The 11,815-nt window shown below is 49.8% G+C and carries 11 protein-coding genes; 4 read left to right on the top strand and 7 right to left on the bottom strand.

The window, feature by feature from the left end:
- The coding region (locus tag CAG64_RS23760) for a hypothetical protein (protein ID WP_237668419.1) at nt 1-200 on the top strand (200 nt) is incomplete at its 5' end.
- Nucleotides 201-524: 324 nt separating this feature from the next.
- Here the strand turns inward: CAG64_RS23760 and CAG64_RS06470 are convergent.
- Together CAG64_RS06470 and CAG64_RS06465 are read right to left on the bottom strand one after the other, a co-directional pair.
- The gene (locus CAG64_RS06470; RefSeq protein WP_161453328.1) at nt 525-1,268 is read right to left on the bottom strand and encodes a phosphatase; all 744 of its coding nucleotides are present in this window, start codon (nt 1,266-1,268) and stop codon (nt 525-527) included.
- Between the two features lie 99 nt (nt 1,269-1,367).
- Nucleotides 1,368-1,808, bottom strand: a complete 441-nt coding sequence (locus CAG64_RS06465; protein WP_040902975.1) for an Lrp/AsnC family transcriptional regulator — start codon at nt 1,806-1,808, stop codon at nt 1,368-1,370.
- 124 nt (nt 1,809-1,932) lie between these two features.
- On the opposite strand from CAG64_RS06465, the gene CAG64_RS06460 reads away from it, so the two are divergent.
- Complete coding sequence (locus tag CAG64_RS06460; RefSeq protein ID WP_161488429.1) at nt 1,933-2,517, top strand: LysE family translocator; 585 nt, start codon at nt 1,933-1,935, stop codon at nt 2,515-2,517.
- Here CAG64_RS06460 and CAG64_RS06455 read toward each other — a convergent pair.
- Nucleotides 2,514-3,386, bottom strand: a complete 873-nt coding sequence (locus tag CAG64_RS06455) for a LysR family transcriptional regulator (RefSeq protein WP_161488430.1) — start codon at nt 3,384-3,386, stop codon at nt 2,514-2,516. The genes CAG64_RS06460 and CAG64_RS06455 overlap by 4 nt on opposite strands.
- 174 nt (nt 3,387-3,560) lie before the next feature.
- Here CAG64_RS06455 and CAG64_RS06450 point away from each other — a divergent pair, with 174 nt between their 5' ends.
- Both CAG64_RS06450 and fghA read left to right on the top strand, forming a co-directional pair.
- A complete protein-coding gene (locus tag CAG64_RS06450; RefSeq protein ID WP_161488431.1) occupies nt 3,561-4,709 on the top strand; it encodes an S-(hydroxymethyl)glutathione dehydrogenase/class III alcohol dehydrogenase in 1,149 nt (382 codons plus the stop codon).
- Between the two features lie 59 nt (nt 4,710-4,768).
- The gene (gene fghA / locus CAG64_RS06445; RefSeq protein WP_021706491.1) at nt 4,769-5,611 is read left to right on the top strand and encodes an S-formylglutathione hydrolase; all 843 of its coding nucleotides are present in this window, start codon (nt 4,769-4,771) and stop codon (nt 5,609-5,611) included.
- A gap of 32 nt (nt 5,612-5,643) precedes the next feature.
- On the opposite strand, the gene CAG64_RS06440 is transcribed toward fghA, so the two are convergent.
- Genes CAG64_RS06440 through pgaA form a run of 4 tightly spaced genes read right to left on the bottom strand, consistent with a single transcriptional unit; the run spans nt 5,644 to nt 11,717 of the window.
- A complete protein-coding gene (locus tag CAG64_RS06440; RefSeq protein ID WP_161453332.1) occupies nt 5,644-5,991 on the bottom strand; it encodes a hypothetical protein in 348 nt (115 codons plus the stop codon).
- Complete coding sequence (gene pgaC / locus CAG64_RS06435; RefSeq protein ID WP_237668216.1) at nt 5,984-7,267, bottom strand: poly-beta-1,6-N-acetyl-D-glucosamine synthase; 1,284 nt, start codon at nt 7,265-7,267, stop codon at nt 5,984-5,986. The genes CAG64_RS06440 and pgaC overlap by 8 nt, the downstream gene beginning before the upstream one ends.
- Nucleotides 7,264-9,330 carry a poly-beta-1,6-N-acetyl-D-glucosamine N-deacetylase PgaB gene (gene pgaB, locus CAG64_RS06430; protein WP_237668217.1) on the bottom strand — a complete coding sequence of 689 codons (2,067 nt, stop codon included), beginning with the start codon at nt 9,328-9,330 and terminating at the stop codon, nt 7,264-7,266. Before pgaB ends, pgaC begins: the two co-directional genes overlap by 4 nt.
- On the bottom strand, nt 9,327-11,717 hold the full coding sequence (pgaA, locus tag CAG64_RS06425; RefSeq protein WP_161488432.1) for a poly-beta-1,6 N-acetyl-D-glucosamine export porin PgaA: 2,391 nt from the start codon (nt 11,715-11,717) through the stop codon (nt 9,327-9,329). Before pgaA ends, pgaB begins: the two co-directional genes overlap by 4 nt.
- Nucleotides 11,718-11,815: the final 98 nt, after the last annotated feature.

Raw genomic sequence — 11,815 nt, 5'->3', positions numbered from 1 at the left:
ATATTGGCTTGGGTGGAGTTAGCATACCATTTGAATCTATAGACGACACTATTCCTATCGTAAAAATAACGATGAATGATAAGAGTATGACATTTTATTGGTTCGGGGTTACAAATAAAAAAGGTGATATGATCGATATACTATTTACATCACTACCGGTCAAAGAAGGAACTTCGTTATCTCTAAATAAATGTGAATAATAATGAAAATCCAATTCAATGGCGGCTATTACGAGAACAAACTCTAAAACAAGAAGTTTTCTTCAATCGTGGAAGCTATAAATATATTCTGAGTAATTCATTAAAAATCGTAGACATGATATCTGCAGAATTTAAAGACACATATGCCCTGGAACTAGAACAGAACGGTCAACCTATCTTTTCGAGACATTGCCAAGAAGTAACGAAACCAATCCCACCTCACTTTGGTGCTCGTTTCCAATAAAAATCGCATACGGGAAACAAGGGACATTCTCATTTTTACTGAATTAGCAACATCCCCACACTCTTGTAGGGATGTTGGTTTTATAACTCTTGATACTCGGCGATGGGCTCTCGTCCGCGTACAGCCAGGAAGTCGAGGAATTGCTGGACGCTGTGCGTAACGACTTTGTCGGTACTCACACCGACACGATCAAGCAACTCACTGACCAGAGTCAGGTTACCAACATCTTGGCAAAAGTGTGCATCACTGCCAGTGGTAAAATACACGCCTAGCTCTTTACCGATTTGTGCAATCTCGTAGCAGCGGTCGACACTGCCTACCCGGCTGTTGCCTTTTAGCGTGGTGTTGTTGATCTCAATCGCAACGTGATGTTCCGCCGCACAAGCCAGTACGCGATGAAAATCAAAATCGAAATTAGGATTCCCTAAGTGACCCAACGCGTCTACTCGACCACCTTTGATTGCATTGATCAATGCTTGAGTATGTGTTGCCACGTCCGATGGACGAAACACCGGTTCATGAAAACTGCCGATAACCCAATCGAGATTCTTATCGACACTAGGGTGGATATCAATCTCTCCAGCTGTATTCAGGATATTAGATTCGACCCCTCGGATCACAGCCACGCCATCTAAGAAACGGGGCAGAATACGCTGGTTGGAAAAGAACCAATAATGGGGCGCTCCCGGCATTGATTCTGAGTGGTCGGTGGTACAGAACATCGCCAAACCATTTTGTTTGGCCAGTTTGGCGTTCTCAATCAAAGTACTGTATGCGTGCCCACTGGCATACGTATGTGTGTGGGTATCCACCACAAGTTCCATAACAACTCCCTACCCGTTTGCGTTTATTTCGTGACCAGTTTAACACTTACATCGAGATAGGTCTTGTGTTGGTTTACAAGTTGGTAAGAGCCCGACGGCTCAGCGTTCATCCTTGGGGGTGTCCATCACCACCATGGTTGTGATCGAATTGATATGCGGGTATTCACCCAACACATCTGCGTGAAAGCGTTTGTAGGCATTCAGGTCGCGCGTCTCTACACGGATCAGGTACTCATTCGCACCGGTAATATTGTGAATTTCCGTCACCTCTTTGGCAAAACGCAGATGCTCCTCAAAGCCGACCTGAGATTGTTTGCTGTGATTGGCTAATCCAACAGAAACATATGCAATAAAACCGATACCGAGCTTTGTCCCATCAAATACGGCTCGGTAACCTTTTATCACCCCGCTTTTTTCCAGCTCTTGTACCCGACGTAATGTAGCAGACGGTGACAATCCGACCCGTTCGGCCAGCTCAACATTGGCAATTCGTCCATCCAACTTCAGTTCACGCAATATTCTTTCGTCTATTCTGTCCATAACCATTAAAAGTTGCAGTTCAATCCGGATTTCATCAAATAAAAACACACAATTGCGCTTCATGCCAAGTAGTATTTTGGGTTGTCGGCCGCCACTTCTTTCATCAACTTTGAGTGATTTTTCTATGGAATTTCAACAACTGGGTGCTTTAGCCCTGTTTGCGTTCGTCGCTACGTTTACCCCAGGTCCCAATAACATCATGCTGATGACATCGGGCGCCAACATCGGCCTGCTGCGCACTATCCCACATATGATAGGCATCATTATTGGCTTTGCGGTGATGCTGTTAACGGTCGGCCTCGGCCTCAGCCAAGTCTTTAATACGTTTCCATTACTGCATGACATCTTAAAAGTCGCCAGTCTGGCATATTTGCTGTATCTGGCAGCGATGATTGCGGTTAGTAAGCCCAAAAGCGTCACTCAGGACTACCGTCCGATGACGTTGCTTTCGGCGGCCGCTTTTCAGTGGGTAAACCCTAAAGCCTGGTCAATGGCATTGTCGGCAATCAGTTTGTTTTACACCAATGCGTCGGTAAGTGGCCTGCTGTTTATTTCTGTCGTATTTGCTGTTGTTACCGCGCCGTCAGTGCTTATCTGGACATTAGCGGGCACACAATTGCAGAAATGGCTGACCAGTCCAAAACGTACCCGAGTGTTCAACGTCACCATGGCTTTGATGCTGGTTGGTTCGACCATTCCGATGATTTAACCCCCTAGCTGCTGAACCAGAAAATCTGTCAGTAAACGGACTTTGGCTGAGAGGTTACGATTGTTGGGATACAGTGCCCAAATACCTTCGCGTTCATCACGGTATGCCGTGAGCACTTCGATCAGTTCGCCGGACTCAAGATCCTCCTGGATGTAATAGTCCGGCAATTGAATCAAACCCAAACCGCGCTTGGCTGCATCACGAAGCGCAAAGCCGCTGTTACACTTTACCCGCCCCGTCACCCGAAACGAGCGTGCTTTCCCCTGATCGCGAAAACGCCAGTATTCATTGGTCCCAACCAGACACTGATGCTGAGCGAGCTCCGATAAAGTATGTGGTTCACCAAATCGATCAAGATACGAATGACTGGCACACACATGTAACTGACGGGTGGCCAGACGACGAGCGATAAAGCTGGAGTCTTCCAGACGTCCCAAACGAATGGCAACATCAATTCCCGATTCAATCAAATCCAGTTTCTGATTCGTTAAGATAAGTTCGAGATCAACCTGAGGATGCAACTCAAGAAACTGATTAAGAAGCGGTGCCAGATGCAGCTCACCATAGGTGACCGGGGCGGTGACTTTGAGCAGTCCCTTCGGCGTGGACTGCATCTGCGTGACGGCCAACTCAGCCAGTTCCAACCCCTCAACCAGATGTTTGCACTGATGAAAATACAGCTGACCAGCTTCGGTCATGGTGACTTTTCGTGTCGTGCGATTCAGCAGTTTGACCGCCAAACGCTCCTCAAGAGCGGACACTCGTCGACTGATCTGAGCAACCGACGTGTTCAGTTTTTTCGCCGCTCCTGTGAAGCTGTGTGTTTGCGCGACTGCGACAAACTCACTCACGCCTTCCCAACTAGCCATTGAATCTTTCACCTCTTAATTATTACAAATACGTAAAAATCATTTTCAATTTACACCAATTATCTTCCTTTTTGAAACGTCTATACTTTTGGGTATTCCAACTTCATGACGCTGTAGCCTCCCATCTTCAGCGCTATGATTAGCCCCTACTGATTGAATGAAAAGGAAACTCGAATGGCTCTTGAACTCAAACCCGGCCAAACCTCGATTAAGTCTAAAGCAGCTGTTGCATGGGCTGCTGGCGAACCTCTGAAAATGGAAGAGGTCGACGTACAACTGCCAAAGGCAGGTGAAGTACTGGTGCGCATCATTGCAACCGGTGTGTGTCATACCGATGCGTTTACCCTGTCTGGCGATGATCCAGAAGGGATCTTCCCGGCAATCCTTGGTCATGAAGGGGGCGGTATCGTCGAAATGGTTGGCGAGGGCGTTACCAGCGTGTCGGTCGGCGATCACGTGATCCCACTTTACACCGCGGAATGTGGCGAGTGTAAGTTTTGTAAATCCGGTAAAACGAATCTGTGTCAGGCAGTACGTGAAACTCAAGGTAAAGGTTTGATGCCAGATGGCACATCACGCTTTTCCATTAACGGCGAAACCATCTATCACTACATGGGGTGTTCTACATTCTCGGAGTACACCGTATTGCCCGAAATTTCACTGGCAAAAGTGAACAAAACCGCTCCACTTGAGGAGGTGTGCCTGCTCGGCTGTGGTGTCACAACGGGCATGGGCGCCGTACTCAACACCGCCAAAGTGGAACAAGGTGCCACCGTGGCAATCTTCGGTCTGGGCGGAATTGGTCTGTCAGCCATCATTGGTGCACGTATGGCGGGTGCTTCACGCATCATCGGTATCGACATCAATGAAAGCAAATTTGATTTAGCTAAACAGTTGGGCGCCACAGACGTGATCAACCCACAGACATTTGACAAGCCGATCCAGGAAGTGATCGTTGAAATAACGGATGGTGGCGTGGATTATTCGTTCGAGTGTATCGGTAACGTCAATGTGATGCGTCAGGCGCTGGAGTGCTGTCATAAGGGCTGGGGGGAATCCGTCATTATTGGCGTGGCTGGCGCCGGTCAGGAGATCTCAACACGTCCGTTCCAGCTGGTCACCGGACGTGTATGGCGCGGTAGTGCCTTTGGTGGAGTAAAAGGACGCTCTGAGTTGCCTGAGATTGTCGAGCGTTACCTGGCGGGTGAGTTTGGCTTGCAAGAGTTCATCACCCACACCATGGGGCTGGAAGACGTTAACCAAGCTTTTGAGCTGATGCATGAAGGCAAAAGTATCCGTAGCGTTATCCATATGGACAAATAAGCGCACCACCCACTTGCCGCCTCGTCAGGCGGCACCGTTTTACCAGAAAGGGGATACCAATGACGCTAGAAAATATCAGTCAGGCGAAAGTTTTCGGTGGCTGGCACAAACAGTATTCATTTGAGTCCAATACGCTCAAAGGCCGCACTCGCTTCGCGATTTTCCTCCCGCCCAACGCCACGCAGGCAAATCCGGTTCCGGTCTTGTACTGGTTGTCTGGCCTTACCTGTACCGACGAAAATTTCATGCAAAAAGCCGGCGCGTTCCATATGGCCGCAGAGCTGGGAGTTGCGATTGTCGCCCCCGACACCAGCCCGCGGGGTGACAAGGTCGCCGATGACGACAATTACGATCTGGGCCAAGGGGCGGGTTTCTATCTTAACGCGACGGAGATGCCTTGGGCGAAGCACTACCAGATGTATGACTTTATTACCCAGGAATTGCCTGCGATCATAGAGCAAAATTTCCCAGTTACCGATGTGAAATCCATTTCAGGACACAGTATGGGCGGACATGGCGCGCTTACCATTGGCCTGAAAAATCCGCATCAATACCGCAGTATTTCTGCGTTCAGTCCAATCAGTAACCCAATGGCCTGCCCATGGGGACAAAAGGCGTTCAGTCACTATCTGGGCAGTGACTCCGAAAGCTGGAAGGAGTACGACGCCAGCGAACTGCTCCGCCAGACCAAATCACCGTTGCCTATTTTGGTAGACCAGGGTGACGCCGATGGATTTCTGGTTGAGCAACTCAAACCGCAGAGTCTGATTGACGCCGCTGCAGTACATCACTCCGCGTTGAAGTTACGTATGCAGCCTGGCTATGACCATAGCTATTATTTCATCTCGACCTTTATTGGTGATCATCTCAACTTTCACGCGCGCTACCTGTTTGCGGAATAAACGAAAACGAGCCAAATGGCTCGTTTTTCTTATCAGTCGTGCTTTTTAAACCGTGACTCCAAACTCCATAACAATCGTTTCAGTTTCGACCAGAAATGGAACAACAGAATGATCCCAAGCAGCATAATGGCGACCGACAGTAAGATGTCACTCAGATTCATCCCAAATAAAAGCCCTCCTTCACGATCCGGATAAAGCCATTCATGCAGCAACGGATGGAGCAGTAAAAAACTCCAGCAAAGCCAAGTCAGCGTATTGATCAACGAGTCCCGCAGTTTTATACGAAAACGGCGTTTTTCTTTGTTATTGATGATGTAGAGCCGGTTTTGGTTGTGAAAATGAAGCTTTCGCTCTTTGTCACTCATCTGCGTCCTATCCATCGCGGAAACTCTCCCCCCGATCCGGGCTGTCCCATACGGCTTTCTGACCGCGTTTACGTAAAATCGCTTTCGGTACTGCCACGACCACCGTCACGACATTCAGCATCCAATACACCAGCGGATACCAGATGCACCATAAGAAATTGCGAAACAAATTGGAGTCGTAATTCCGGTCAATCATGATGCTGACCGAGAACTGCAGCAGACACACGAAGATCAATGCCAGTCCGGACCATTCAAAGGTCAACAAATCCATCGCTTTGACATTTTCGTCAATGGAATAGGCATCAAACAAGTGCAATGCCGTCGTCGTCACCACCGAGTAACTCCATAAAACACTGATCATGTATTCAAACAACAGCGGCCAAAAATGCGTTTGGCCACGATAGAGGGCCGGTAAGCCATATCGTAAAAATACTTCCGCTCCCCCCTGCGCCCAGCGTAGGCGCTGTTTGTACAGGCCACGCAGCGTTTCCGGCATCAACACCCAGCAACGCGCCAACGGTTCATAGTGGATCAGCCAGTTTCGCATTTGCAGCTTCCAGCTAACGTCGATATCTTCGGTGATCATATCGGTGCTCCAACCACCAATATCGACAATGGCCTGCTTGCGGAATGCCACTATCACCCCTGAGACGGTAAACACGGTGCCGTAAATACGCTGCGCGCGTTTGATCAGACCTATGATCGACGAGAACTCACCTGTCTGTAGTTTGCCAATAATGGTGGAGCGCGTTCGTACCCGAGGGTTACCCGTCACAGCACCCAACTTGCGGCTATGGAGAAAACGCTGAACCATCCAACGCGCAGCCTGTGGATCCAGCAGCGCATCACCGTCAATGCAAAGTAAAAACTCACCGCTGGTGTGCTCAAGGCCGTGATTGAGTGCCGACGCCTTTCCGCCATTGTCCTGATGCACCACGACGAGACGTGGATCAGACAGCGCTAATTCGTCGAGCCGCGCTGCCGTGTCATCTTTACTGCCGTCATTGATTGCCACCACCTCAAAGTTGGGGTAATCAAGTCTCAGCGCCTGACCAATGGTTTCATTGACGTTAGCGCCTTCGTTATAACATGGCACCATCACTGACACTTTGGGGTAGTGAGGCAACTGCAACGGCCCTTGTTTCGCGACCTTAAGCTGCGCCCACTCCCAGTGAAAGTAGTAATACACACCGCCACAGGTCCAGACCAAAGCCATAATGCACGGATAGAGATAGACAAAATAACTCAGCCACAACAGGAACTGGTGATAGTTGTCCATACCAGCACTCATTTCGCCCCCTCCATCTTGCCCGAGTTGGAGAATACCGGACGCAACACCTTGAGATCCGGCTGTGCGCTAATGAAATCATCCGGATAGTACCCGTAGTGTTGAATGCCTTCTTGCGCGATGATTTTCATCTGCTGTGCCAGCTCTTCTGACGACAGCGGTTTACCAGTGCGCCAGTTGCGGGCCTGAAGCTCAAACACCAGCTTGTCGGCCGGAACACTTTGCAATGACAGCTTTGCAATATTGCGCAGCCAGGCCATCGGCTGCTCTGCCTGTTCCATATAGGGCATCGCCATTACTGCGGTGTAATCGTACGCCTGGCCAAACGCAGACATACTTTGCGCAAACCACGCTTCACTGGCTGGGTTAAGCACTGCTTCTGCGTAGATATTGCGCGCCAGCATCATAGGGGAACCGCTGCCAGACGCGTACTGACGGGCGTTTTCTGCTAAATCCAGCGTAAAATCAATCAGGTATTGTGTCTTGTGCTGAGTCCAACTGGCCATTTGCTCGCCATCCTCTCGGATTGCAGTCACATTAGGGTTTAACCCCCAACGGCGATACTGTTGCAAAGCGGCCGGAGACGCATCTTCGAAATCCGTCAGGAAAGCATCATCATGGAACAAGATGCCAGCAAACTTGCCGTATGCCCCCAGTTCACGGTATATCTGCCGAATCGCATTACGATTTTTCACTGAGAAAGGCGATAAACGCAGATAACGCCCTTTATCTGGCGCACCGAAGCGCACATCGGTGACGTACTGGTAATTTGGTCCCAGATCAAAGCCAAGTACTGGCATCCAGGCAAACACTTTGACGCCAGCACGGGTTTTCAACTGCCAGGCGACCCGGTTAAACAGATCCGCTCTGACTGGCAGATAACTGTTCTGAAAGTAGAGTGCATCCGCCACGCCGTCACCATCCGGATCCGCAAATGCCTGCAGGTAGACCGTATTAATCCCCGCCCCTTTGATCCGCTCAATCAGGATATCCAGATTGCGATTCATCTCGGCCGGATCGTCTGAATAGACGTAATCAAGATCCACATGCACAATGCGTTCGGAGCCTTCAAATTGGGGCTCTCCGGAGAGAATTTCATCCAGTCGGTCCAGGTTAATCTCCTGCTCGATCAGATAACGTTTCACATTGCGGCCAGACTCATGCACCGAATTCACACCTTCATCCAATGACAAGGCGTATGTCATACCGACTTTATCCGCCACTTCCAGCGCCGCCAGATTGTACGCACCATACGGCCAGACCATGATTCGGGGTGGACGGATACCGTGTTTCACCATTTGGTCCCGGCTCTGCTCGAAGTCGCTCAGCAAACGCTGTTTGTACTGGGTCAGAGTTTCGTAGCGGCCTTGCTTGGGATCATAAGCTGGTGAGGTCACTGCCGGCTCTTCATTCCCGAATGAGTTAGCGTAAATACCGTAATGCGAATTGTAGGTATGCGAAGCAATCTCAATCAGTCCGGAGTCCTGCATCTCTTTGATCTGTTCCCAGTTGAGAAAGCGCTTTTGTGAGATCATCAGCTTGCCATACGGCACCATGCCATTCGCAGAAGGTTCCAGCCAGTGACCGACTATCGCCATCACCGCCGGGAAGTTGTACAACTTGAGAAGCGGATACACGGTGTAGTAGAAGCTGGCGTAGCCATCATCAAAAGTCAGCAGTACAGCTTTGTCAGGTAACGGGGCTTTACCAGTTTGAGCATCAATGATTTGTTGGAAGCTGACCGGGTGATATCCCTGTTGTTTAAGCCAGTTAAAGTGCTCCACCAATCGGTCGCGGGTCAGCGTGTCCGGAAAAATCTTGGCATCCGGCGTTAAGCGTAGATCAATGAAATCGTGATAACACAACGCAACGTACGATAAGTTATCCCTTGGCGCACTGCGCAAAGGACGGGGCACCAGTTGGTTGAAGTGATGAATAGTACGGGTATTGTCCATTTCACTCACTGTCATGTTTGCAATCGATGGTGTGATGCTGGAATCGGCCGCCTTAGTACTGGCAACAGACAGTACGGCGATGATCAGAATGATGATTTGTGACATATTCATGGTGCAAAACTCACAACAAAATTAACGAACAGGTAGTCGTTATACTCCCCGTTTCCGTCATAAAAGGTTTTACTGCGTCCGGCGCCGTAGGCGAAGGTAGCCCGATGGGATACCTGCCAGGACTGCTGATAATTGACGTCCCAGTTCCACTCACTGCCATAACTCTGTTGCCAGTAAGGCCCCGTCGACAGCACCAGTTGATGATCCAGGCTCAATTGATCCGCCAAACGCTGATGGTAGATTTGCGTCAGGCTCAGCGACGCATAACGATCTTCAAGCGGGTTGAAATACTCGGCCTGCGGGATATCTTCGTTGCGTGACTGACCGAGGTACAACGCACTACGCAGACGGTAGACGTCATTGCGATACAGCTCCCCATCCAACCAGGTCAGTGCGGTATAACGTTGGTTGTCATCGGTAAAATCGGCGTAAGCGAAAGAGGCGCCCCACAACAATGCATCGGACCAGCGATAACGCACACTGCCGATGACATCATCCACGTAAGTGTCGTTTTTGAGTGCGCGTAACGGAGTGTCGGCCGAGTTGTTGCGGTAACTGAGCGAAAAAGACCAGTTATCCGAGCCACGATAGTCACCTTTAAGCCAGAAATAGCTTTTCTCATTCAGCTTCGCGCCCTGACCAAGCTCTGCTGTCAATGTCAATGGATAGCTCACCCATTCGCCGCCCAGCCCAAAGTACCGGGCATAAAGATCACGTTGGTCAAACATACCGAAGCTCTGTTGGTCATGTACAAACAGGCGCGCCCCTCCGAGTGCCCGTTGACTGTACAAATAGGCATCGTACCGCCAATCTTTGGAGGCGTTGATGGTGGCACCATCAGAGCGACCATGGCGAAACTCCCCCTGAATATATGCCGCTTCTTTTTGGTCAATAACTCGATTAATTTGCCGCGTCTCCATACGTGGATATCGCTGATTGATCGCGTCACGCTGTTCTGAGACTTGATCCCAGGCACCACGCTCGGCGTTCGCCATTAACGTCGCCTTATCGACCAAAGCATGATTTTCCTCCGCCAGCAGGGCTCGGGCCTGTTGATAATACGCAATGGCCTTGTCCTGATTGCCGCGCCAGTTCTCAAAATCGCCCATCGTCAGGATGAGGTAAGGGTTGCCGGGTGCTTGCGCATACAACTGGTCAAGCAGCTTCTCCGATGTCTGCATATCACCACGAGCCGCGTAATGCATCGCGTTCAACAGTTGCAGGTTCTGATAGTTGTCGTTGGTCAACCGGACGCTGCCGGTATAGTCCCAGCGGGTAGCAGGTGTTGAAGCAATGGCTTGCTTCAGGACAGCGTTCGCGGCATCAAACTGTTCGCTGTCCATATAGCTGTTGTACAGCTTGGTTTTTAGTTCTGAGTCGGATGGTACTTTTTCGTAAGCCATCGCATACATCTTTGATGCCGCTTCAGGCCTGTCCGTCGCCAACCAGTAGTCAGCCAGAGTTAAGCGTGCATAATTCGGCAAATCCGGTAACGGCTCCATGTATCGCGCCACAGGCTCTGCCTGCTGATAATCTTCGAGTGCAACCAAGGCCGTCAGCAGATCGTAAGTTACCGGTCGATAGAGCGGGTGCTGCGATGGGATTTGCTCACGCAGGCGCTGCAAACTCTGAGCACTTCGACTTAAAGCCTGGTCAGACTGAGCCCGTCGGCCGTTTTTCAGTTGCGTTGTCGCCGCATAGTAGTCAAACCACAACTGATCCACCGGGCCAAACCAATCGGGATGAGAATTCAGCAAATCTGATACGGCGGGAGCAGCACCCAATCTGAGCGCCGCCTTATAAAAGGCGATGCCGACCTCGCGATTGTCAGGTTCAGCCTGATACCAGCGCTGGAGCGCAAATACTTCGCCGACCTGATCATCCAATGCCCGTGCGATGTACACTTGGGTCTGATAAAAATCGCCATTATGTACGAAGTGACGCTGGTAATAATTAAAGGCACGGCGTGACTCCGTTAAATCGTTGCGCTCTGCACTGACCAAAGCCAGCCCCAACCACCCCTCACGGTTGGCGGGTTCGATCTGAGTGAGTTGCGAATAAAACGTCTGAGCACGCTGCAACTCCCCTTGATTACGGAACGCCTTCGCCAGTATCTCCAGCGATTGCGGACTGAGTGAGTTTGCGGAACAGGAACCACAAGCACTGAGCGCAAACTGAAGCTGGCCATCCCAGGAGTCAATCGCAATCAAATCATTCAGTACTTTATGATCTAAAGTTTGACGATAAAGGGATGACAATCCCTCTAATGCATTATTGACATCTCCATTCCTAGCCTTAAAAACATAGTTTTCCCTGAGTTGATTTATATCGGTATTGGCATAACAGGTGCTGGCTGCCAAACCAACAATTAGAGTTAAAGCTCTCATTTATTCCATCTCTTAAAAAAGATCGACAGCAAGCCACCAATATCATTTATTTGATTCATGGCTTTTTTTTATAGTTTTAAATTATAATTTTTCGTAGG

The sequence above is a fragment of the Vibrio sp. V38_P2S17PM301 genome (genome assembly GCF_009904845.1).
Lineage (GTDB): Bacteria > Pseudomonadota > Gammaproteobacteria > Enterobacterales > Vibrionaceae > Vibrio > Vibrio proteolyticus.
The sequence above is the reverse complement of the archived record's forward strand: the minus strand, read 5'-3'. Positions and strand labels throughout refer to the sequence as shown.

Coding starts and splice junctions, on each gene's coding strand:
- CAG64_RS06455 (WP_161488430.1), bottom strand. CDS start 3,386: ATGGCTAGTTGGGAAGGCGTGAGTGAGTTTGTCGCAGTCGCGCAAACA.
- pgaC (WP_237668216.1), bottom strand. CDS start 7,267: ATGAGTGCTGGTATGGACAACTATCACCAGTTCCTGTTGTGGCTGAGT.
- CAG64_RS06440 (WP_161453332.1), bottom strand. CDS start 5,991: ATGGATAGGACGCAGATGAGTGACAAAGAGCGAAAGCTTCATTTTCAC.
- CAG64_RS06470 (WP_161453328.1), bottom strand. CDS start 1,268: ATGGAACTTGTGGTGGATACCCACACACATACGTATGCCAGTGGGCAC.
- CAG64_RS06465 (WP_040902975.1), bottom strand. CDS start 1,808: ATGGACAGAATAGACGAAAGAATATTGCGTGAACTGAAGTTGGATGGA.
- CAG64_RS06450 (WP_161488431.1), top strand. CDS start 3,561: ATGGCTCTTGAACTCAAACCCGGCCAAACCTCGATTAAGTCTAAAGCA.
- pgaA (WP_161488432.1), bottom strand. CDS start 11,717: ATGAGAGCTTTAACTCTAATTGTTGGTTTGGCAGCCAGCACCTGTTAT.
- CAG64_RS06460 (WP_161488429.1), top strand. CDS start 1,933: ATGGAATTTCAACAACTGGGTGCTTTAGCCCTGTTTGCGTTCGTCGCT.
- pgaB (WP_237668217.1), bottom strand. CDS start 9,330: ATGAATATGTCACAAATCATCATTCTGATCATCGCCGTACTGTCTGTT.
- fghA (WP_021706491.1), top strand. CDS start 4,769: ATGACGCTAGAAAATATCAGTCAGGCGAAAGTTTTCGGTGGCTGGCAC.